This window comes from Hallerella succinigenes (assembly GCF_002797675.1).
GTDB lineage: Bacteria > Fibrobacterota > Fibrobacteria > Fibrobacterales > Fibrobacteraceae > Hallerella > Hallerella succinigenes.
Genome location: NZ_PGEX01000001.1, coordinates 2,623,057 through 2,644,251, shown reverse-complemented (window position 1 = coordinate 2,644,251; position 21,195 = coordinate 2,623,057). Strand labels below are relative to the sequence as shown.

20 protein-coding genes are annotated in these 21,195 nt (G+C 51.3%); 4 read left to right on the top strand and 16 right to left on the bottom strand.

Annotation, left to right across the window (positions count from 1 at the left end):
- The first annotated feature begins 22 nt into the window (after positions 1-22).
- Positions 23-751 carry a PDZ domain-containing protein gene (locus tag BGX16_RS12275; protein WP_241899557.1) on the top strand — a complete coding sequence of 243 codons (729 nt, stop codon included), beginning with the start codon at positions 23-25 and terminating at the stop codon, positions 749-751.
- A gap of 179 nt (positions 752-930) precedes the next feature.
- On the opposite strand, the gene BGX16_RS12270 is transcribed toward BGX16_RS12275, so the two are convergent.
- From BGX16_RS12270 to speA, 5 genes are all read right to left on the bottom strand, one after another.
- Complete coding sequence (locus BGX16_RS12270) at positions 931-2,736, bottom strand: acyl-CoA dehydrogenase family protein (protein WP_100426303.1); 1,806 nt, start codon at positions 2,734-2,736, stop codon at positions 931-933.
- 5 nt (positions 2,737-2,741) lie between these two features.
- A complete protein-coding gene (locus BGX16_RS12265) occupies positions 2,742-3,767 on the bottom strand; it encodes an electron transfer flavoprotein subunit alpha/FixB family protein (protein WP_100426302.1) in 1,026 nt (341 codons plus the stop codon).
- A gap of 3 nt (positions 3,768-3,770) precedes the next feature.
- Positions 3,771-4,652 (bottom strand): electron transfer flavoprotein subunit beta/FixA family protein, encoded by an 882-nt coding sequence (locus BGX16_RS12260; protein ID WP_100426301.1) that lies wholly within the window; start codon positions 4,650-4,652, stop codon positions 3,771-3,773.
- Between the two features lie 408 nt (positions 4,653-5,060).
- Positions 5,061-5,300: a hypothetical protein gene (locus tag BGX16_RS12255; protein WP_100426300.1), complete on the bottom strand. Its 240-nt coding sequence runs from the start codon at positions 5,298-5,300 to the stop codon at positions 5,061-5,063.
- 79 nt (positions 5,301-5,379) lie between these two features.
- Complete coding sequence (gene speA, locus BGX16_RS12250) at positions 5,380-7,278, bottom strand: biosynthetic arginine decarboxylase (RefSeq protein WP_100426299.1); 1,899 nt, start codon at positions 7,276-7,278, stop codon at positions 5,380-5,382.
- 123 nt (positions 7,279-7,401) lie between these two features.
- Between speA and BGX16_RS12245 the strand changes: the two genes are divergently transcribed.
- Both BGX16_RS12245 and BGX16_RS12240 read left to right on the top strand, forming a co-directional pair.
- Positions 7,402-7,872 (top strand): hypothetical protein, encoded by a 471-nt coding sequence (locus BGX16_RS12245; RefSeq protein ID WP_100426298.1) that lies wholly within the window; start codon positions 7,402-7,404, stop codon positions 7,870-7,872.
- On the top strand, positions 7,865-10,333 hold the full coding sequence (locus BGX16_RS12240; protein ID WP_198514920.1) for an ATP-dependent helicase C-terminal domain-containing protein: 2,469 nt from the start codon (positions 7,865-7,867) through the stop codon (positions 10,331-10,333). Before BGX16_RS12245 ends, BGX16_RS12240 begins: the two co-directional genes overlap by 8 nt.
- Here the strand turns inward: BGX16_RS12240 and BGX16_RS12235 are convergent.
- The 11 genes from BGX16_RS12235 to BGX16_RS12185 all read right to left on the bottom strand — a co-directional run bounded on the left by BGX16_RS12235 (position 10,320) and on the right by BGX16_RS12185 (position 19,966).
- Positions 10,320-11,486 carry a hypothetical protein gene (locus BGX16_RS12235; protein WP_100426296.1) on the bottom strand — a complete coding sequence of 389 codons (1,167 nt, stop codon included), beginning with the start codon at positions 11,484-11,486 and terminating at the stop codon, positions 10,320-10,322. The genes BGX16_RS12240 and BGX16_RS12235 overlap by 14 nt on opposite strands.
- Positions 11,487-11,550: 64 nt before the next feature.
- Entirely contained in the window at positions 11,551-12,420 is an 870-nt protein-coding gene (locus BGX16_RS12230; RefSeq protein WP_100426295.1) for an NAD-dependent epimerase/dehydratase family protein, read from the bottom strand.
- The gene (locus tag BGX16_RS12225) at positions 12,413-13,156 is read right to left on the bottom strand and encodes a glycosyltransferase family 2 protein (protein ID WP_100426294.1); all 744 of its coding nucleotides are present in this window, start codon (positions 13,154-13,156) and stop codon (positions 12,413-12,415) included. The genes BGX16_RS12230 and BGX16_RS12225 overlap by 8 nt, the downstream gene beginning before the upstream one ends.
- A complete protein-coding gene (locus tag BGX16_RS12220; protein ID WP_100426293.1) occupies positions 13,153-14,190 on the bottom strand; it encodes an NAD-dependent epimerase/dehydratase family protein in 1,038 nt (345 codons plus the stop codon). The genes BGX16_RS12225 and BGX16_RS12220 overlap by 4 nt, the downstream gene beginning before the upstream one ends.
- A gap of 1 nt (position 14,191) precedes the next feature.
- On the bottom strand, positions 14,192-14,650 hold the full coding sequence (locus BGX16_RS12215; RefSeq protein WP_100426292.1) for a hypothetical protein: 459 nt from the start codon (positions 14,648-14,650) through the stop codon (positions 14,192-14,194).
- 21 nt (positions 14,651-14,671) lie between these two features.
- Positions 14,672-15,778: a hypothetical protein gene (locus BGX16_RS12210; RefSeq protein WP_100426291.1), complete on the bottom strand. Its 1,107-nt coding sequence runs from the start codon at positions 15,776-15,778 to the stop codon at positions 14,672-14,674.
- A gap of 12 nt (positions 15,779-15,790) precedes the next feature.
- Positions 15,791-16,942, bottom strand: a complete 1,152-nt coding sequence (locus BGX16_RS12205; RefSeq protein ID WP_100426290.1) for a hypothetical protein — start codon at positions 16,940-16,942, stop codon at positions 15,791-15,793.
- A gap of 15 nt (positions 16,943-16,957) precedes the next feature.
- On the bottom strand, positions 16,958-17,812 hold the full coding sequence (locus tag BGX16_RS12200; RefSeq protein ID WP_100426289.1) for an ElyC/SanA/YdcF family protein: 855 nt from the start codon (positions 17,810-17,812) through the stop codon (positions 16,958-16,960).
- A 12-nt stretch (positions 17,813-17,824) separates the two neighbouring features.
- The gene (locus tag BGX16_RS12195; protein WP_100426288.1) at positions 17,825-18,286 is read right to left on the bottom strand and encodes a GNAT family N-acetyltransferase; all 462 of its coding nucleotides are present in this window, start codon (positions 18,284-18,286) and stop codon (positions 17,825-17,827) included.
- Positions 18,286-18,927: a tRNA (adenosine(37)-N6)-threonylcarbamoyltransferase complex dimerization subunit type 1 TsaB gene (gene tsaB, locus BGX16_RS12190; RefSeq protein WP_100426287.1), complete on the bottom strand. Its 642-nt coding sequence runs from the start codon at positions 18,925-18,927 to the stop codon at positions 18,286-18,288. The genes BGX16_RS12195 and tsaB overlap by 1 nt, the downstream gene beginning before the upstream one ends.
- A 1-nt stretch (position 18,928) precedes the next feature.
- Positions 18,929-19,966 (bottom strand): D-alanine--D-alanine ligase family protein, encoded by a 1,038-nt coding sequence (locus BGX16_RS12185; RefSeq protein WP_100426286.1) that lies wholly within the window; start codon positions 19,964-19,966, stop codon positions 18,929-18,931.
- A 159-nt stretch (positions 19,967-20,125) separates the two neighbouring features.
- On the opposite strand from BGX16_RS12185, the gene BGX16_RS12180 reads away from it, so the two are divergent.
- Positions 20,126-21,070, top strand: a complete 945-nt coding sequence (locus BGX16_RS12180) for a DHH family phosphoesterase (RefSeq protein WP_100426285.1) — start codon at positions 20,126-20,128, stop codon at positions 21,068-21,070.
- Positions 21,071-21,195 lie beyond the last annotated feature (125 nt).

The window sequence follows — 21,195 nt, the reverse complement described above, 5'->3', positions numbered from 1 at the left end:
CGAATCTTTCGGTGGCATTGGTGTGTCAATTTACCAGGTACGCGACGGCGTTAAGGTTGCAGAGGTAATCCCCGGCACACCGGCTGCGGAAACAAAACTGCAAGCAAATGATGTTATCATTGCTGTCGATGGAGAATCGCTCAAAGGCAAGTCTATCGAAGAGTCGAAGGCGAAACTTCGCGGTCAAAAGAACAAGCCGCTTGAGATTACCTTTGTAAGTGGCGTTGATACGCTATCGGCAACTCTTCGCCGCACTCAAATTACGGTAAAGGATTTGGAAAGCGAAGGTGTCGAATCCTGGTATGGTGACAAGTCCGAATTTAATGCGGAGGAACTTGAAACATACGCCAGTGCGACTGAAAGTAGCAAACAACTTGTAGCCGTACTGCAAAACGGAACTTTGGTAAAATCTGAGTCGCCTGTTTCCGCTAAATCGCTGAACGGAATCTATGTCGAAAAGGCAGACGAGTTTGCACCCAAGATAAAGCAACCTAATTTGAATAAGAATGCTTCTGCAACATTGAAGGGGCTTAGCCGAACATCCGTTGGCTTTGAATTGAAATCTGCTGGCAGGGCTGTAATCTCCATTATGGATGCCGATGGTGCCGTGGTTGCAACGCTTGTTAGCGAGAATGCACGGCCCGGCTACAATTCCCTGAAATGGAATTCCGAAAATGTTCCGAGTGGTCGCTACATGGTGACTATCGAACACAACGGTTCTGTCAGCGGGAAAAATGTTGTGCTGAAATAGTTCCAAATTAATTTAGAATAAAAGAAAAACCTCGGATGAAAAATCCGAGGTTTTCTGCTTTAAAGGGAGATTCCCGGTCATCCCCGTCAAGCGAGGACAGGCGCCGGGAATGACATCGCCAGTAGGCGGCGAAGCCGCGATTATTCACTAATCACAAGCCACTAACCACTGACTACTACTTACGCCTTCTTATAATTCGCGATCGCTTCCACATCCACGCTCTTCACGAAGTTGTAGTGCTTGGCGACTTCGGCTTCGGCGAGGTTCAGGTACACCTTCATGCTCTTTTCGAACAGTTCGGGCGCCTTGGTTGCATCGCGGAGGAGCAACTGGGTCATCACGCAGTTGGCGGCGAGTTCGTAGAGGTGGCGGCTGCAGAGGTCGGTGAACTCGTTGTTGTTAGCCGCCTTCACATATTCCACGGCTTCGTAGAACTTCGCGTCCATGGCCTTAGCGCGGGCCTTGAGGCTCTCGTATTCGGCGGCCACTTCGCCCGCTTCCAGTTCCTCGAGCATCTGGCTGTAGGTGCCGGTGTTGATGTGCGGGAGGGCTGCCACGGTCTGGAGCTGCGTCGTGCCTTCGTAAATCGAAGTAATACGAGCGTCGCGGTAGAGGCGCTGGCAGGCGTATTCGAGCATGTAGCCGGAACCGCCGTGAACCTGGATGCTGTCGTAGGCGTTCAGGTTCGCGTATTCGGAGTTCATGCCCTTCGCAAGCGGAGTGCAAGCGGAAGCGAGCTTCTGGTAGAGCTTGAGTTCTGCCTTCTCCTCGTCGGTGAGCTTGCGGGTGCGCTCGATGTCCTCGAGGCCCTTGTAGATATCCACGTAGCGGGCTGTCTGGTACAGGAGTGCGCGGCCTGCGTCGAGGCGAGCCTTGATGTTGGAAATCATCTCGTAGACGGCCGGGAAGTTCACGATGGCCTGACCGAACTGCTTGCGGTCCTTGGCGTAGGCGAGAGCTTCGTTGTAGGCCATCTGGCTGATGCCCACGGACTGTGCTGCAATGCCAAGGCGGGCGCCGTTCATGAGTGCCATCACGTACTTGATGAGGCCGAACTTGCGGCGGCCACAGAGTTCCGCCTTCGCGTTCTTGTAGACAAGTTCGCAGGTCGGGCTTCCGTGGATGCCGAGCTTGTTCTCGATGCGGCGCACGTTCACGCCGCCGTCTTTTTGCGACCGCTCGGCTCCATCGCTAGAAGAACCGATGGTTTCGCCTCGCTCTCGCACACACGACTCGTTAATACGAGTCGCTTTGTGCTCACGGTTGTCGTAAATGAACATGGAGAGGCCGCGGCCGTCGTGGGTGCCTTCCTCGGAGCGGGCGAGCACCAGGTGGATGTCGCTGTCGCCGTTCGTGATGAAGCGCTTCACGCCGTTCAGGTACCAGCACTTGTCAGCTTCGCTGTAGGTGGCCTTGAGCATCACGCGCTGCAGGTCGGAACCGGCATCGGGTTCGGTCAGGTCCATGGACATCGTCTCGCCGGCGCACACGCGCGGGATAAAGCGGGAACGCTGGTCTTCGTCGCCGAATTCATACAAGGTCTCGATGCAGTCCTGCAGGGACCAGATGTTCTCGAAACCGGCGTCCGCAGAGGCGATCATTTCGTTGATGGCCGTGTAGGCGGTAATCGGGAAGTTCAGGCCGCCGAAGCGGCGCGGCATGGTCACGCCATTGAGGCCAGCCTTGCGGGTGGCTTCGAGGTTTTCGTAGGTCTTGCTTGCGTAACGCACGCGGCCGTCTTCGCAGTGGGGACCTTCGGCGTCCACGTCTTCGGAGTTCGGGAAGACCGTGTTTGCGGTGATGTCGCCTGCGACTTCGAGCACGCGGTTGTAGCTGTCTATCGCGTCGGCGTAGTCTTCCGGCGCGTAGTCAAAGCTGTCCTTGTCGGCGTAGCCGTTTTCCTTGAGCTCCACGATGCGCTGCATCAGAGGAGAGCTTTCAAGGTTGAACTTAATCTCTGGATGATCTGTGTAAAAATTCGCCATAACGCCTACTTGTTGTTTGCCTTGTAATACTTGATCATCTTCGGGATGACCTCTTCGACGGTGCCGTTGATCACGTAGTCAGCGATCGCGTTGATCGGGGCGTCGGGGTCGGAGTTCACAGAGATGATGATTCCTGAATCCTGCATGCCGGCGAGGTGCTGAATCTGGCCGGAAATACCGCAGGCGATATAGACCTTCGGGCGTACGGTCACGCCGGTCTGGCCAATCTGGCGGTCATAATCGGCAAAGCCCGCGTCGATAGCGGCACGGCTTGCGCCCACTTCGGCGTGGAGTTCCTTCGCCAGTTCGAACAGCATGTCGAAGTTTTCCTTGGAGCCCATGCCGTAACCACCGGCGACCACGATGGGTGCGCCCTTGAGGTTGTGCTTGGCCTTTTCCACATGGCGTTCGAGCACCTTGACCACGTATTCCGTTTCCGGCACGTACTTGGCCACGTCGTGCTGGATGACTTCGCCCTTGTAGTTCGGGTCCACGATTTCCTTCTTCATCACGCCTTCGCGCACCGTCGCCATCTGCGGGCGGTGTTCCGGGTTCACGATGGTAGCAACGATGTTGCCGCCGAACGCCGGGCGAATCTGGCAGAGCTGGTTTTCGTAGAACTTCTTCACGCCGCCGATGCTCATTTCGAAGCTGTCGATTTCGAGTTCGGTACAGTCGGCGGTAAGGCCGCTGTGCATGGCGCTGGAAATGCGCGGGCCGAGGTCACGGCCAATCACCGTTGCACCGAGCAGGCAAATCTGCGGCTGCTCTTCCTTGAAGAGGTTCACCACGAGCGATGCGTGCGGGTTGGTGGTGTAGGGGAAGAGCCCTTCGGCATCAAACACATGGACCTTGTCCACACCGTAGGGGAACACCTGCTTTTCAATTCCGTCGAGGCCCTTGCCTGCGCAGATGCATTCGAGCTGAACGCCGAGCGTGTTGGCGAGCTTGCGGCCCTTGGACAAAAGTTCGAGGGAAACATCGACAACGGTCGTGCCCTCAATTTCGCAATATACAAATACGTTATTCATAGGCTAGCCAATAATCTTCCCGTCTAAAAGTTCCTTGATAAGTCCTTCGACGTCGGCGTCGCTTGCGGTGAGCGTGCGGCTTTCCTTCGCCTTGAACACGATGTTCTTGACGGCCTTCACGTTCGTCGGCGAACCGGCCTTACCGATCTGTGCAGGGTCTGCGTCGATGTCGGCGGCACCCCACTGCGGAATGTTCAGGTAGGGCTTCTTCGCGATGAGGGCTTCGTACTTTTCGGCGTCTTCCGGCTTGCGTTCGGCAACCACCGTCGCGTTCTTGAACTTCATGAGGCGCTTTACGTTGCGCGGACGGCACGGGGCCGCACTTCCGTTCACGGTCACGACCAGCGGGAGCGGTGCTTCCACCGTTTCCACACCACCGTCGATGTGGCGGCGGATCACGACCTTCTTGGCCTTTTCGTCGAGACTCAAAATTTCTTCAGCGTAGGTCACCTGGGTAAGGCCGAGCTTTTCTGCAATCTGCGGACCGACCTGTGCGGTATCGCCGTCGATAGCCTGGCGGCCACCGAGAATGATGTCGTAGTCGCCAATCTTCTTCACGGCCTGGGCGAGCGTGTAGCTCGTAGCGAGAGTGTCAGCACCACCGAGCGGGCGGTCCGTCACCACGAAACCTTCGTCGGCACCGCGGTACAAAGCTTCGCGGATAACTTCGGCAGACTTCGGGAGACCCATCGTCAGCACAGAGATGGTGGAACCCGGGAACTGGTCCTTCAAACGAAGGGCTTGCTCCAAGGCGTTCAGGTCTTCGGGGTTGAAGACCGCGGGCAATGCGGCACGATTGATGGTTCCCTGCTCCGTCATGGCATCGGGACCCACGTTTCGTGTATCAGGTACTTGCTTAGCAAGCACAACGATTTTAAGACTCATATTTATTTTTCAATTCAATTGTGATTGTTCAACAGAAATCTTGCTAAAGTGGCAAAATTCACATAAGAAAAATACGATTTTTTTGATTTCGAAAATGTAAAACCTCCCATTTTAATCGCAAAAACCTTCTCAATAGGCTCCATTTAGACGCATACTCCAGCGCCTATACTTTCTCACTTTTTGAAAAAGTGTTCAAGAAGGTGCAAAACGCAATCCAAGACAATTCTCTTTTCGAATCCCAAAATACCCCATCCTATGCGTCACACAATGGTCAAAGCCAGGAAGATTTGTTAAGATGAATCGGTTGCTTACATAGAAAAAGGCTTCCAAAAAAGAACCTCCTTAAAGGAGATTCTATTGACAAGTTGTCAATAGGGAGCCTCCCCTATTTGCTGCCCGGCTGAAAAGCTATAAATCGTCCATTTCCAAGAAGTCCCATAGCTTGATGTGCCTGACGGTACAAGTGAAATAGTCGATGTCGGCAAACGCACCCATTTCTTGCTTTCCTGAATAGACGCTCAGAGAATATCCCCTATACAGGAGTTCATCGTAAACAACATTCTCCAGATGGTGCGTCAAGTCGAAAAAACCGTCGTGGGCGCGAATGGAGTTAAACAAATCAGCGAAAGAGCGACCGACTTGCCGCACCTGCGGATGCCGGTGATGATTTTGATGAAACGTGAGGGAAGCCTCCCCTCACGTCGAATCGCAGGTGGAAGGAATAAGCCTACTCTTCCAAGTACGTATAGCCATAAAGTCCCGAACGGTAAATGTTCAAGAATTCCTTGCCTTCCTGCAAAGTAATCTTGCCTTCCTTCACGGAACTCGAAACCCAGTTTTCCATGGTGCGCACGAGAGCCTTATCGCTAAAGTTCACGTAGTCGAGAACATCTTCCACGGATTCGCCGTCAATCATCTGATCGATACGGTAGCCGTTTCCGTCGCAGACCACATGCACAGCATTCGTATCGCCAAAAAGGTTGTGCAAGTCACCGAGGATTTCCTGGTAAGCACCGACGAGGTAAACCGCCAAATAATACGGTTCACCAGCCTTTAACGGATGCACCGGAAGCGTTCTCACGACGCCTTCCCCGCTCACGAACATGTCAATTTTACCGTCGGAGTCGCAGGTGATATCCTGAAGCGTCGCATCCACCGTCGGAGCTTCGTTCAAGCGCTGGATCGGCATGATCGGGAAGATCTGGTCAATCGCCCAGCTGTCCGGAAGGCTCTGGAAGAGCGAAAAGTTGCAAAAGTACTTGCGGGCAAGCAAACGCGGAAGTTCCGAAAGTTCAGCCGGGGAATGGCGCAGTTCCGTCGAAAGTTCGCAAACCTTGCGCGCAACGCTCCAGAACAAGCGTTCCGAAAGGGCGCGCGTCTGCAGGTCGACCGTTCCCACGCGGAATCCGGAAAGAACATCATCGTTAATCTGCATGGCATCGTGCCAGTTTTCAAGCAGGTTCTTTACGTTCAAGCACTTGAGAATGCTGTAAAGATCCTTGATGCAATCGGCTGCATCTTCCGGGATTTCAATTTCCGCTTCTTCATAGAATGCAGGGCCTGCCGCTTCGAGAACGTTAAACACGAGTACGGAATGATGCGCAGAAAGGGCGCGGCCCGTTTCAGCAATCACGTTCGGATGCGGAAGATTGAACTTTTCGCAAGTTTCATAAATCGAATACACAATGTCATTTGCGTATTCCTGGATAGAATAGTTCACAGAACCGGTTGCGGCACTGCGGCTACCGTCATAGTCCACGCCCAGACCGCCTCCGACGTCCACAAATTCGACGCCCATGCCGAGCTGCTTCAGTTGTGCGTAAAATTCGGAGATTTCACGAAGGCCCGCCTTGATCTTGCGAATGTTCGTAATCTGGCTGCCGAGATGGCAGTGGATGAGCTTCACGCAGTCGCACATCTTTTCCTTGCGAATGATTTCCATGGCGCAAAGAAGGTCCGAACTCGAAAGGCCGAACTTGCTGTGGTATCCACCGGATTCTTCCCACTTGCCCTGACCGCTCGAAGCGAGCTTAATGCGAAGACCGATGTTCGGCTTGACTCCGATGCGACGAGAAATTTCGATGATCATCGGAAGTTCGTTCATCTTTTCGACGACGACAAACACATTCTTCCCCATCTTCTGAGCGAGGAGGGCGAGTTCAATAAAGTCTTCGTCCTTGTAGCCGTTGCAGATGATGAGCGAATTCGGATTGTCCATGTTGGCAAGGACAGCGTGAAGTTCCGGCTTGGAACCGGCTTCGAGTCCGATGTTAAACTTTTTTCCGTGGCGAACGACTTCTTCCAAAACCGCGCGCTGTTGGTTCACCTTGATCGGGAACACGTCGTAAAAAGAACCGTGATAACCGTATTCCTGAATCGACTTGTTGAAGCACTCATTGATTTTTTCAATGCGCATATCGAGGATGTCCGGGAAGCGGACAAGCACCGGAGCCGGCATGTCTCGAAGATCGAGTTCCTGCACCAACTTATAAAGATCAATTGCCGGACCTTTGTCGCGAAGCGGGCTCACCGTTGCGTGGCCTTCTTCGTTAATGTCGAAGTAATTGATGCCCCACCCGCGGACGTTGTAAAGATCGCGGGAATCGTCGATACGCCAATTTTTCATTTCGTCTGAGTACCTCTTTAGGTTGTGAAATTTCCAAAAACGATAGAAATTTTCACTCTCCGATTTAAGGGCTCCGAATTCTTTTTCTATCTTCCAAAACAGTTTTTACATAGATGAGGCTATATGTCCCAAGTTGCTGAATTTTTTGCCAATTACTGGTGGCTCATCCTGATTATCTTCGTCGTGGTCGCGATTGTCGCCGTGATCCGTGCCGTGCGTCGCGTCATAAAAGAAGGTGGTGGAGCCTTTGATTTGAACACCATCAAGAAAAACACCGCTCCGAACCTGGAATTTGTGCGCCAGAAAGGTCAGGCCATGATGAAGGACGCAGACGTCATCTGCGAAATCAAGAATGGCCGCGTGATACCGAAGAAGCAAGACATCATGACCTTCCGTACCGCCTACAAGGCAAAGTACAAGGCTGCTTCCTTCTACATCGCCAAGGAAGACAAGGTCGTCTACTTCTTCTGCAAGTCAGAAGCGGGTCTGCAGCGCCGTCTCCAGAACCTTCTCTTCGACAGACAGGCAAAGAACAGCCACTGGCCGTATGCGGACAAGGCGACTGCCGAACATCTCCGCTTCCCGCGTGCTTAATTCCGCTTTTCACTCGCTTCCTCTTTACGAAAGCGCAGAAGCCATCCGCGCCGAAATCGCCAAGGGTCAAAACATTCTTTTGACCGCCCCGACCGGTTCCGGTAAATCGACTCTTGTCCCATGGCTGCTCGCTTCCGAAAAGAACGGCACAGCCAAAGTCGCGGTCCTTGAACCGAGACGTCTTGCCGCTACAAGCCTTTCCGGCTACCTGGCAAAACTTTCCGGCGCACCGGAAGGTTCTACCATCGGCTACAAGATCCGGTTTGAAAGCGCCGTCAGCGATAAGACGCAGATCCTTTTTACCACCTACGGGAATTTTCTCCAGTCCGAGCTGCACAAGCCCGAACATTTTGACTGGATTGTCTTCGATGAATTCCACGAGCGCCGTGCCGAAATGGACCTTTTACTCGCCTACTTTTTGGCGATGCAACAGTCCGCAAAAGACAGAGCGTTCGTGCCGAAGATCGCTGTTCTTTCGGCAGAGCTGAACCGCGAAGAACTCGAAAATATATTACAGGTCCCCTGCTTAAAGGTCGGACGTCCGGGATTCCCCGTGCAGATTTTGAACCAGGACTCCCCCGCAGGCACTCCCCTTGCAAAGAACGTGGAAAAGGCACTGCGCACTTTGGAACGAAACGGTGTCTGGGGAACGACCCTCGTCTTTTTACCGGGTAAGGGCGAAATTTCAACCGTACACCGTCACCTGGACGAAGTCTACGGTTACGGCAAGCTTTCGATTTACGAGCTCTACGGAGGGCAAGATAAATCCGTCGAACGAGAAATTTTTGCAAGTACCGATGCACCGCGCGTAATCCTTTCGACAAACATCGCCGAAACAAGCTTAACGATTCCGAGCGTCACAGGCGTAATCGATTCGGGCCTTGAACGCACCACGGAATTCAATGCGCTGCAGAACAAAAATCTGTTAAAGCTCAGCCGCATCAGTTTGCAGAATGCGGTACAGCGCACCGGTCGTGCAGGCCGTACACAAAAAGGCGTTTGCATTCGACTGTGGAGCAGCCGCGAAGAGACTTTCTTTCCCAAGGGAATCGTTCCCGAAGTGCAAAAGAGCGATCTGCGTCCGATTCTTCTGGAACGTGCCGCTCTTGCAAAGATCGCCCGTGTGCAACCCACCGACCTGCACCTGCCCACCGAACCGGACGCAAAGTTCTCTGCAAAGGCTTTGAAAGAGCTTGCTGCAAACGGTTTTGTTTTCGCCGATGGGAACATTACAGCACTCGGCGAAAAAGCCTTGGACGTTCCGCTGAATGATCTTGCCTTGGCAAAGGCTTACCTCGAAGCCTCCCGGATTTCAAACCAAACGCTCGCTCTTTTTTCCATTCTCGACAGCGAAGAGTCTTCGGGCAAGGATCGTGTTCCGCAGAATGCGCTAGAGCTTGCCGAAGACCTTTTGCACAAGGGAAACCGGACCGCCCGAGAAACGCGCCTCACCTTCAAACGCCTTGCAGACCACGCCAAAGAAAAAGACGCAGCCCGTTTCACCCAGAACGATTCCGATTCGACCATCCAAGCCCTTTTGAAAGCTTTTCCCCAGGCGCTCGCCATTCAAAGCGGAAGCGCTTACAAGACGCCGACGGACACGTTCCCGATTGCGCCGGCAAGCGTCCAAGAAGCGAACGCGATTCTCGTCTTTCATTTACTGCGCACCAGTTCCGCGCAAAAGTCAGAAATGCATGCAAGCCTTTATGTGCCAGTGCCTGACAAGTTCCTTCAAAACGACAATGCCGAAGTTCATTACGAACTGCTTTGGCGCTCGGGCCAAGAACGTTACATCGGTCTTGAAATTCGCACGTCCAACGGCGCTGAAATTTCCCGCAAGGAAATTCAGCCGCAAGAAGCTTCCCCGCAGATTTTAAAAAAGCTCCAAGCGCTGACCGGTAGCACCTGGATGGAACGTCACAAGCGCGAAGGTCTTTCTCACCTTTGGATGGACGATGCGAACAAGATCCTTCTTTGCAAAATGAAGCTCGCCGCGGCGAACTTCCCCGAATATTCCCTTCCCGAATGGTCCGGAGACGATATGGACATTGTCGTCGAAGATTTTATGGACGGCGTCTTTTTAATGCGCGATCTGACCGCAGAACGTTTCCGCAAAAAGATGAAGGAATACTTCGGCGAAAACATGATCGGTTGGATGGAAAAAATGTTCCCGGATACGCTTGTGCTGCCCAACGGGAAAAAGGCGCGGTACCATTACGAGGAAGACGCTCCCGTGGAAATCTCTGCCCGCATCGAAGACTTGATGCAGATGCGTGGAGAACATACGATTGCGCAGGGAAAAATCAAAGTCCGCTACGACATTCTAGCCCCGAACTTCCGCACGGCGCAAAAGACGTGGGATTTAACGGGCTTCTGGAAGAACACTTACCCCGAGATACGAAAAGAGCTTCGGGGAAGGTACCCGAAGCATCCCTGGCCAGAAACGGTTATTCCTCAATAACAGGAGTCCATTTCTTTGGGGCGGCGTATTCGAGATCTTCAATCACGTTGTCAAATTCGAATCCGCCTTCCGAAAGAGTCGTGATTTGTCCGTATTCCGTCGGGCATTTCACAGAAGTAACCGCCTGGCAAGTATCCACGGTCATCACCAGATAGTCGCCGTAAACGCTCCAATTGCCCTTACGACGAATTTTGAGCGTGTTGTCCGTGACACCGGTCTTGCCTTCAATCAGATATCGATTATCTTCTTGCAAGTCTAAAGTCCAGAGCAGCGTATCGTTGCTTTTCGATTCCCAGCCGTTTGCTTTCAAAAGTTCGACATCCGGATAAGAAACCTTCATCGTCGATGCCTTATAAGATTTTAGCGCAAGTCCATCGTCGAAATCATAAGTATCGCCATCGACCTTTGCCGTATAAGCGGTCAGGACGCTCACGGTTCCCGTGTGTTCCACCGGTTTCATCAAAAGAACCTGACGATGCACATCATAATAGCCCGCTTCAAAAGAATTCTTTTCGTCATCCAATCCGAGGCGCACATATTCGCCGTTCTTAAAGAAGCGGTAGACCGAAGAAGAATCTCCGTTGCTCCATTCGAGCTGCTTTCCGACGAGAGAATCCGCCTTGGAAAGATAGCCCGAAGTCACCTTGCGCGTTGCCTTTTGCACAGCCACAGGTTTGTCGCCGTCGATCGAAACCATCAAAACGTCGTCTTCCACAGAGAACTCAAGCGTAATGCCGTCTTCCAGCCATTCAATAAAGGCTTCCGCCTGCGCAACGCCCTTGGAATAAACGAATCCGTCCGCCTGCTTGCTGAATTCAAGTTTTCCCGTGGTAATATCACCCTTGGTCAAAGCATTGGCGTAAGAAGTCGACGAGGATGCAGTATCAATTGCCCACAAAGAATAAAGCCCCGTGGAACCGGCGACAAGCCAAATGTTCGCATCACCCTTTTTCGTCAAAAGCATGTTCGGAGTTTCTTTCACAAGAGCATCGATTTCCGCCGCTTTTTCATTTTCTACCGAAGAAGATGATGTTCCGGTCGAAGATGAAGAATCCGATTCGCGGTTCGGACTGCTTGAACTATCGCTACCGCAAGCCGTGAAAAGGAGCGCTGCCGACGTCAAAGCGACCGAAGAAAATTTCTTCAAATTCATAAAAACCTCTTTGTTATTTCCTTAAACTATTCTTTTCTTTTTGGAATTGCTCAAAAAATAATGTTTAAAAAGGAGTCCCTGGCTTATAACCGAGATCCTTTTCCGCATCTGCAATTTCCGGTGATGCATTATACCAAAATCCTGCAAGTGCTTGCTTTGCCGAAACGCTTCCCGGGATGAAAATCTGTTTTAAAGTGGCTAAAATATGGCATATCCACAGCGGAATGTTGTGAATTTTTTTATGCATGCCTGCACGTTCAAGCGAAATTCGAGCCATTTCCGCCATCGAAAGCACTTTGGAGCCACCCAAGGCGTAAATCTTTCCAAGCGCCTTCGGAGAAGTCGCCGCCATTACAATCCCCGATACCAAATCTTCCGTTGGAACAGGGCGTTTTAAGCACTTTCCTCCGCCCGGCAAAAAGACGATCGGGGTCTTTTTCAAATACTTCACAAAGAGCATGTATTCCGCACCGCCGGTTTCTTCCACGACCAAAGTAGGCCGTACAATCGTGTACGGAATTCCAAAATTTTTTACCAAAGTCTCGCACTGCAATTTGCTCAGGCCATAATCCGTCAAAACGGGGTACGTTACCGAAATGCTCGAAACCAGCAAAAAACGCTTGACCCCAGCCGACTTACTTGCGAGCAGAACGTTCTTTGTTCCCTGATAATTGATGCGTTCAAATGCAGAACGGTCCTTCGCAAGAATCACCGCTGCCAAGTGGCAAACCGTATGCACACCCTGGAACGCATACGAAAGCGTTTTCGGGTCCGTCACATCGGCGTAAAAAATTTCCACTTCTTTCGGAAGGCGCTTCACTTCGCCTTGCCCCGGAAGCGTGAGCACACGAACGGAAAGTCCCATCGAAAGGAACTTTTGGCAAAGCCTTGACCCGACAACGCCTGCGCCTCCAGTAATCAAGACATCAACCATAAAAGCCTCTCAAACGGCGAAGTGCAACGCGCAACACACGGAAACCGTAAGGTATCACGCGCAAATTGGAAACTTCCCCCGCATAGCGCGTTTCAATGGGAATTTCCAAAAGTTTTTCCTTTTGCGCATCCGCGGTCGCTAAAATTTCAAGATCGATATCGAACGAACCGCTGAGCTTTTTCAAGTTGAGTTTTTTCAAGTAAGAGGTTCGGTAAGCGATCAAGCCGCTGTGACGATCCGAGAGCTTGTTCATAAAAACGCAATTTTCAATAAAGGTCAAAAGCTTTCCGCCGAGAAACTTGTAAAGCGGCATGCGTCCTTCCCGAGGGCCACCTTGCAAGGCATGCCGCGATCCCTGGCAAATGACCGCGTCCGATCCTTCGAGCGTTTCGATCATCGGTAGAATGGACTTTGCGGGATATTGACCGTCTCCGTGTAAGCAAACGGCAAATTTTACGTTCAAAAGTCCGGCTAGTTCCTTGGCGCGCAAAAGGCCCGTTTTGATGACCGCGCCATAACCTGAGTTCTTCGCAAAGCTTTCGACGCGAACGCTCGTTCGAATTTCTTCATCGGCAAACTTTTTGGCGACGGCGAGGGTCTTATCGGCGCTCCCATCGTTCACAATCAAAAGCTCCGCCGTGCGCAGCAAAACGGAAGACGGAATGGATTTTAATAAATCCAGAAGTTCCCGCTCCACATTGTAAGCCGGAATGAACAGGAACAGGTCACGGGTCATGAACGTTTACACTCCGAAGTATAATGCGCATGGAACCAACGAAGCGATTCTTCCAAAGCTTCTTCTAAAGGAATCTTGGCTTCAAAGCCGAGCAAGCTTTTGGACTTTTTAACCGAAGGAATGCGGCGCAGGGAATCTTCATAACCTTCACCGTAATAAGCTTCGCCCGAAAGTTCTTTGAACGGCGAAAGTTTTTCTTCTGGAACAGAAAGAATGCGAGCATAAATGCGGCGCATCAAAACGGCAAGCTCGCGAATCGAAAGTTCATTCTTTGCATTGCCCACGTTGAACGCTTCGCCGTAAGCCTTTTCCCGATTTTCAAAAAGACAGAACATAAAGTCCACAGCGTCATGGATCGATGTAAAGGAGCGTCTCGCTTCCCCACCGTTCACAAGCACCATCGGCTCGTTTTGCACCAAGGCACTCGAAAAATTCGCAAGGACCCGCGGAATGCCATCGCCATCCACGCCCGGCATAAAGTCCATCCAAGGACCGATAAAATTGAAAGGTCGCACCACCGAATACTTCAGGTTCGGAATCGCAGCGATGTAACGTTCGGAAAGTTGCTTTGCTACCGCATAAGACCAACGCGAAGCCTTGACCGAACCTTGGATAAAATCCGAAGCATCTTCGTCCAGGACTTCTGTCGCCAAAGTGGTTTTACCGTAAACTTCCGACGTCGAAAAATAAACAAGCCAGGAGCCCGTTTTAGCACAGGCATCGGCAAGGGCCGCGGGATGCGAAAAGTTACTTTCGATGACTGCGAGCGCTTCACTCATGTAACGGCTCGGGGTGCAAATCGCCGCAAGGTTCACCACGATTTCACACTGGGAAACCATTTGGATTATCTGCGGTTCGGCAATATCTGCCAATAGGAATTCCACCCGGGAATCCTTCTGCGACCGCAAATTTTGAAGCCGGTGAAAATCCAAATCTACAGCGAGGATTTTCCACGGAGTCCGTTCCAAAAGAGCCCAGAGCAGGTGCGAGCCGACAAAGCCTCCTGCTCCGACAAGAGCGATCGTACAGTCCAATTTACTTCGCTTTCACTGTGAAAGTGTTGGAATTGGCGCGAATCTTCGCAGCGTTATAAGCCTCCACGCGAATGAAAGCTTCCGTCGAAGGCGTGAGTTCTTCCTTTAGGAGAGCCTTGACTTCGGTGCATTCCGTGCCATCCGGAGATTCGTCGCCTACAGAGCCCGTAAAAAGTTCAGAGCCTTTATCATCCGCATTTGCCTTATAAAGAACGTTGAAACCGTTCGCATTCGCATAGTTTGCAACAAAGACGATCGTAATGGAATCACCGATCTTGTATTCTTCATCTCCCGCCGGGAGCAAAATCTTGACGCCTTTTTCAGAAAGGGTGCAATCCTCTGAATTGTAAGAAGCGGAGGACGAAGAAGAATCTTCATCGGAAGCGCTCGAACTAGAGCTGCAACCCACCATCCAGGCGCCAGCTAAAAGAGCGAGAGAAAGAGTAAATCGTTTTTTCATAATAATCTCCTATGTCCAATTTTAGAGGAAGCTAGCCTTGATGCCAACTGCCAAAGTCCATTCTTCGAGGAACGCGCCAAAGTCCGGCAAGTCCCACTTGCGCATCGCACTTTCGTCGTATTCATCATCCGCATCTGCGCCATTCGACTTGTCGTGCAGCGGAAGCGAGAAGGCGAGAAAAATCGGATAGTCCGCACGAGAAAATTCAAGACCGTAAACGAATGCGAAAGACCAAGCCTTATGATCCGGGTCTGGGCGCGGATCGTACGTGCCCACCTTTTCGGACGGAATCCAGGCAACGCCCAGAGGCGCCGAGAAGGTTATTCCAAAGGAATGTACAAAGTTTTCCTGACCGCGGTAAGCGTAAGCAAGGCTTGCAGAAACACTCGGCGGCGTATATCCGCCCAAGTCATTTTCACCATACCACTTAAAGTGATATTCAAAGCGGTCGTCGCCATCGGTATCGTAATCCTTAAAGTACGAATCGTTGAATTCGTTTTCACCGCTAAAGCTCACGTTAAACGGATGCGTATACGTCAAAGAATAAAGCCACATGCCGTTTTCCGTATCACGCGTGTAATTCCAGCCGAGAGCTAAAGAATAAACGCCCGAGCCCTTCTGGAAGCTCGACGGGAGGAATTCCTGCGAAGCGTCCGTTCCACGCTTGATATCATACTGGCCCGTTGGAATCGTGAGCGCAAGAGAAATGTTCGCAGCACCGCCGCCGCCGACAATCTGTGAAACATCAAACGAGATATCGCCAAAGCCGCCCGTTGTACGGTCTACCGGAGCCTGGTTTGTGCGGTACTGCACTTCACCGCTATGCGTCATAAACGGAAGTGTCACCCCGACCGAAGTCGACCACGTCGGCTTAAAAGAGAATCGCGGCGTAAAGGTGAATCCGGAATAATTTTCCCCGACCGAAGCCTTGGCAAAGATTTCCGTTTCGACAAGGCCACCATTCACACCCTGACCGATCCATTTGATGCCATCCGAAGCACCGCCACCGCTACCGCCAGCACCGCAACCGCCAATGGATTCCCATGGCGTCGCCGGAGATTCCGGAACGAGCATCGAAAGCGAAAAACCGCAAAGAGCGGCAAGAGCGAGTGTCCAATATTTTTTCATCTTGCCATCTCCTTAAGGAATATAAAGCATGTAACCGTTATTCGTTCCCGTCGAAACAAAATGTCCACTCGGAGAACGTCCCCCGATCAGCGGAACCGGCGCGATTTCACGCACATCTCCGTTCCATTCCACCGCCACATCGCTCGGAGCGCCTGCGGTCACCGTGACTTCACGCATCGCAGTTCTGCCAAGCGTTCCAGTCCAAGTGCTTTCATCGGTTAAGTCGCTCTTATTCAAATACGCATTTCCTGCAGCAAATTCCGTCCAAACAACAAAAAGACGGGAACCGAGCTTCCACCAATGCGGGAACACAGGATTCGAAATCATGCCGTCGAGTTTTTTAATTTCCACCGGCGAAGAGGTCGAAGAAAGTTCCTGCACGTAAGAGCTCCAGGAATACGAAGATTCTAAGACATCATAAACGATGAACTTTCCATCCGGAGAAATCATCGGACCGTCGAGCAAGCCTTCTACACTCGGAGCCTTGAGCGTCACCGGCTTTTCACTCTTCGCATAATCCACATACACAAGTTTGCCCGATGTATTCATGTACACGAGTTTGACTTCATTTGTACCGAAGAATTCTGCACGTTCGTCATCTTCGCCGACTTCATCCTGTTCTTCGCCAATCCAAAGGTGCGGATTCGCGGATTCATCCATCCCGCTGTCTGCAAGGAAGAACGTCTTCTTGTCGGAAAGTCTCACCACCAAAAGTCCGTAGTTCAATTCGTCGCAACCCTTAGAACCTTCTACGTTCGAAGCGGCAAGCGTAATGATAAAGTTGCCATGAGTCGTCCATTCCGGATCCTGGAATTCACAGTCCACGCCTTCGACTTCATCTCTTGTCAAATACCAGAGGACCTTGCCTGCGGTATCGGAAACGGTCAAACGGTCATGCGTTTTCGCACCGGTCGTCGAATAGCCATCCGGAGCGTCTTCCACGTTCAAAGTTCCCGAAAAGTTGAGCCAAAGCATCGAAGCCGGATAGTTTTCTTCATCCTGCGTCACGGAAGGATTGCAAATTTGCTTTCCTCCGTTGATTTCATACAGCGTACCGAAATCCGAAGTCGCTGTTTGATTTTGATTGGTTGAAGCCTTATACTGCTCCGGACTGTAACAGCCTGCAAAACAAGCCAAAGAAAGCGCTGTAAAGAACTTTTTCATCCGCAGCTCCTTTTTTTAGAGGGAATCCGGTAATGGCATCGATTCTTGCTGAGCTTCTGCCTGAATTTCCTTAACGGTAGAATCCTGAGAAGCGATCGCCTTTTTGATCGAAACCAACTGAGAAAGAGGAGGAGGGGTAACGTTTGTCTTTGAAGAGACTGCGTTTTCCCAACGTTCCGGGAAGCGGACTGGACGGTCCGAAACAAGAAGCGTATCCACGCCGAGCAAATCCCATTTTGCATTCAAAATGGCTGCCCATTCGCGGAGCCAGTTCTTGCGAGCTTCCCGTTCAAAAATCCAGGTCTTTGCATTGTAACGCCAATCGTGCAAATCCACCGTGATGAATGCGGGATGTCCACCGGAAAGCGTATTGAAGAGGAACGCTGCACGGCGTGTTGCCGGAGCGGCCGTAAGCAATAAGACCGTATCCTTCGGAGCGCGACGTTTGAACCAAGGAATGACCGAGACCGCTTCTTCGATCGTACTCGGATCGTCGTGGCGGTAGATGTAAATGCGGCTCGGATCGACTCCGCCGACTTCTTCCATGTCTTCGGCATAAAAGTCCGCATTGTTCTTATCGCGGAACACACGGCGTCCAAGAATCAACACGGAATCCGCCTTGCCTTCGCGCACAAGCTTTGCCGCGTAATCCGAGCGTTCCAAATCTCCGCTCTGCCCATCCAGGACAACGACCCAGTTCACATGTTCAAAGGAGTCATCCCGTACAAGCCAGTGGCCGCTGTAAGAGACCAAAACGTAAAAGAGAAGAATGCACAAAACGACAGCAACAACGATTCGAGTCCGCGTCACGATCTTCGCACGGCGCTTCTCTTTTCGGATATCGGAAATCGGCTTAAAAATTCGGCTCATAAAAATCTCGCATTAAAGAGGACGAGTCATCAAGACCGCATTTTCCCCGTCAGAGTAATAACCTCCGCGTTCCCCGTTCTTTTCAAAGCCCAGGTTGCGATAGAATGCGATAGCAGATTCATTATGCTCACGGACTTCGAGGTAAAAGTTCCGAGCACCCGCATCGGCAAGGGCTTCTTCGCCTTCCGCAAAGATTTCCGTAGCCACGCCTTTGCGAAGGAATTCAGGCGCAGTCGAAATAGCAAGCAGTTCCGCTTCATCGGCAGCCAAAGAGAAGACTGCGTAACCCGCAAGCTTCCAGTTCCCAGCCGAATCTGGAGCTTCTGCCACAAACGCAAACGTGTACGTTTTCAACAAGAATTTCTGGAGAGTCTTTTCATCCCAGTTTTCAAAGTGCGTCGCATTTTGAATTTCGAGCACAGCTGGAATGTCACGATCTTCCATTTCACGGACTGTCATTGCAACTTCAGACATTAGCGAATAACCCCCTCTGCACCACGGCGTTCGTAATAAGACGGCTGAATGTAGTTCGCACTCTGCACAATGTTCGGTTCCACTTCCGCAAAGAACTTGCAAAACGGAGCGATTTCATTTCCCTCCGAAACGATTAGCTGTGCGTTCGTTTTTTGAACCAAAGCCTTCAACCGTTCTTCTTCCGCGGAACGATGGTCCACGACAAAAGATGCAATCTTCAAATCTTCAAACTTTTGAAGCGCTTCTTCGACCGGAATAAAGAGTTCTTCCGTCTGCGTTCCCACGTAGAAGAATCCCGTACGCGCATACAGCACAACGACGGAATTTTCATCTGCGCAAAGAGAGCGCAGCGCCTTCAGAGTCGAAATCCCGTACAAGGAGCGTTTTCCCGAAAAGCAAAGTCCTTCGCAGAAGGCGATGCCCGTGCGAAGTCCCGTAAAGGATCCCGGACCGAGCGTCACGAGAACGCGTTTTACGTCGTCAAGAGCCACCTTCGCCTGTTCCAAGGCAGCATCGAGAATCCGTCCCAGGTTTTCACCGCGGGATTCCGGTTCAAAATGTTCACATACAGGCTTCCCCGCGGCGTAGATGCCAAGAGCAATCCCTTTGCGCGATGTATCAAGAATGAGATCGAGTTCCATTTTAACGCTCAATCTTGAGGCTTGTGTCGATGATCAGATCAATCAGATGAGTGTAGTCAATGCCGACAGCTGCGGCTTCTGCCGGAAGGATCGAAGTCGGCGTCATGCCCGGAAGCGTATTCGTTTCGAGAGCCCAGAGCTTGCCGTCTGCGTCAATGCGAACGTCCGTGCGGCTGTAGCCAGCGCCACCGATTGCGAGATGAGCCTTCTTGGAAAGTTGCTGGATGCGCTTAGTGAGTTCTTCCGGGAATTCTGCCGGAGTCACTTCGCGGCATTCACCGTTATACTTCGCTTCGAAGTCAAAATATTCACGGGTGGTCATGCGCATTTCGGTCGGCGGAAGCGGCGTTTCAACGCCTTCGATATAACCGCAGCTCGCTTCTTGACCCTGGATGAACTTTTCGCAAAGGAGACGGTTCGAATTCTTGAAGAGATTGTTCACAATCTGACCGGCTTCGTCCAAATCCTTCGCAATGCCCATGCCGATGCTCGAACCGCCCACCGGATCCTTGATCACAAGCGGGAAGCCCAAAGCGTCTGCCGCATCCACAAGCTTATCGCCCGAGAAATCATCGCGGAAAAGAACTCGGTACGGAGGCGTATCGATGCCAACAGAAAGGTATGCAGCCTTGCAAAGAACCTTGTCCATGGCGAGAGCACTAGCAAGAAGGCCGCAACCCGTGTACGGAATGCCCCAGTTTTCGAGAAGAGCCTGAACGTGGCCGTCTTCGCCCCACTTGCCGTGCAAAGCGAGGAAGGCGATGTCTGCACTCGGAAGTTCCGAAAGAGCCGGATTCTTTTCCTGTCTTGCACTCGGACCTTCCAAGCTGTAGAAATAATTCTCGCTAAAGTTATCCTTCTGATACGGAGAAAGTTCTCGAGAAGACCAAATCCAGGTTCCGTCCTTTTGAATCAAAACCGGATGAATGTTGTACTTAGTACGATCCATCGCGCGGATAACGCCGGTACCACTGGTGACAGAAACATCGTGTTCCGTGGAATAACCGCCCATAAAAACCAAAACGCGCAAGCGAGACATGAAAAACCTTCTTGATGTGAGATGTGTTTGAGTAGAAATTTATAAAAAAGAAAAAATGCGAAAAGCTGAGGTATGCTGAAGATGGGAAGTTTTAGCAGGAATTTTCAATTAACCCCTCCCTTAGAATTATTAACTTTCCTCCAAAAAAGGTTTACCTGTATGACGATTGAAGAAATACTTTCGAAAGCGAGTTCCGTGGCGATTTTTGGACATGTCCGTCCGGACGGTGACTGTATCGGTTCTTGCCTCGGTCTGTACAATTATATCGCAGACAATTTCCCGAATGTACAGGCGCAGGTTTTTGCCGAAGCTTTCCCGCCGAGTTACAATCTTTTGAACGGTGCCGACAAAATTTTGCACGAATACGATGGCCGCGATGTAGATCTCGCTTTCCTCATGGATACACCGTCTTTTGAACGCTGCGGTGCAAATGGTGTAGAATGTTTGAAAAAAGCAAAATTCACCTGCAACATAGACCATCATATCAGCAATCCGCTGAACCTATGCACAGTCAATTTCGTCGAACCCAGTGCAAGTTCCGCAAGCGAAGTTCTTTACTTCCTGCTGGATTCGAACAAAGTAAGCAAAAACACAGCTAACAGCATGTACCTCGGAATCGTCCACGATACAGGCGCCTTCAAGTTCAGCTGTACGAGCAAGCGCACCATGACCGCTGTCGGTGACTTCATCGACAAAGGCTGCGACTTCGCACAAATCATCAACGACACCTATTACACACGATCTTACAAAGCAACCCTCATCACGGGCCTCGCTATGGAAAAGTGCAAGCTCGGCTTGGACGGCAAAGTGGTTTACTCTTACGTCACCCCAGAAGACATGCAGCGCTTTGACGTCACCCCGATGGATCTGGGTTCCGTCGTCGACACGATCCGCGAAGTCAGCGAAACCGAAGTGGCTCTTTTCATGTATCCGGTCAATGGTCAGTATAAAATCAGCTTGCGCTCGAACTATATCGTAGACGTGAACAAGATCGCAGGGACCTTCGGCGGTGGCGGACACGCAAAAGCCGCAGGCGCAAGCACAAGCGAACATCCAGACGTCGTGATTCCCAAAATTTTGAAGCTGATCGAAGCGGAGCTGTAAGGCAATCTTCAATCTTCGAGGAACCTTTACCTTTGACGTAAAACTCCTTTCCCAGTTTTTGACAATTGTTCATTGTGAATGGATAATTCTCCATTGTGAATTGTTAATTTTCAATAAAACGGAGT

What these genes read in the sequence shown, in the direction of transcription:
- BGX16_RS12270 (WP_100426303.1), bottom strand. Translation starts at nt 2,736, where the DNA reads ATGGCGAATTTTTACACAGATCATCCAGAGATTAAGTTCAACCTTGAA.
- BGX16_RS12265 (WP_100426302.1), bottom strand. Translation starts at nt 3,767, where the DNA reads ATGAATAACGTATTTGTATATTGCGAAATTGAGGGCACGACCGTTGTC.
- BGX16_RS12260 (WP_100426301.1), bottom strand. Translation starts at nt 4,652, where the DNA reads ATGAGTCTTAAAATCGTTGTGCTTGCTAAGCAAGTACCTGATACACGA.
- speA (WP_100426299.1), bottom strand. Translation starts at nt 7,278, where the DNA reads ATGAAAAATTGGCGTATCGACGATTCCCGCGATCTTTACAACGTCCGC.
- BGX16_RS12245 (WP_100426298.1), top strand. Translation starts at nt 7,402, where the DNA reads ATGTCCCAAGTTGCTGAATTTTTTGCCAATTACTGGTGGCTCATCCTG.
- BGX16_RS12235 (WP_100426296.1), bottom strand. Translation starts at nt 11,486, where the DNA reads ATGAATTTGAAGAAATTTTCTTCGGTCGCTTTGACGTCGGCAGCGCTC.
- BGX16_RS12230 (WP_100426295.1), bottom strand. Translation starts at nt 12,420, where the DNA reads ATGGTTGATGTCTTGATTACTGGAGGCGCAGGCGTTGTCGGGTCAAGG.
- BGX16_RS12225 (WP_100426294.1), bottom strand. Translation starts at nt 13,156, where the DNA reads ATGACCCGTGACCTGTTCCTGTTCATTCCGGCTTACAATGTGGAGCGG.
- BGX16_RS12215 (WP_100426292.1), bottom strand. Translation starts at nt 14,650, where the DNA reads ATGAAAAAACGATTTACTCTTTCTCTCGCTCTTTTAGCTGGCGCCTGG.
- BGX16_RS12210 (WP_100426291.1), bottom strand. Translation starts at nt 15,778, where the DNA reads ATGAAAAAATATTGGACACTCGCTCTTGCCGCTCTTTGCGGTTTTTCG.
- BGX16_RS12205 (WP_100426290.1), bottom strand. Translation starts at nt 16,942, where the DNA reads ATGAAAAAGTTCTTTACAGCGCTTTCTTTGGCTTGTTTTGCAGGCTGT.
- BGX16_RS12200 (WP_100426289.1), bottom strand. Translation starts at nt 17,812, where the DNA reads ATGAGCCGAATTTTTAAGCCGATTTCCGATATCCGAAAAGAGAAGCGC.
- BGX16_RS12195 (WP_100426288.1), bottom strand. Translation starts at nt 18,286, where the DNA reads ATGTCTGAAGTTGCAATGACAGTCCGTGAAATGGAAGATCGTGACATT.
- tsaB (WP_100426287.1), bottom strand. Translation starts at nt 18,927, where the DNA reads ATGGAACTCGATCTCATTCTTGATACATCGCGCAAAGGGATTGCTCTT.
- BGX16_RS12185 (WP_100426286.1), bottom strand. Translation starts at nt 19,966, where the DNA reads ATGTCTCGCTTGCGCGTTTTGGTTTTTATGGGCGGTTATTCCACGGAA.
- BGX16_RS12180 (WP_100426285.1), top strand. Translation starts at nt 20,126, where the DNA reads ATGACGATTGAAGAAATACTTTCGAAAGCGAGTTCCGTGGCGATTTTT.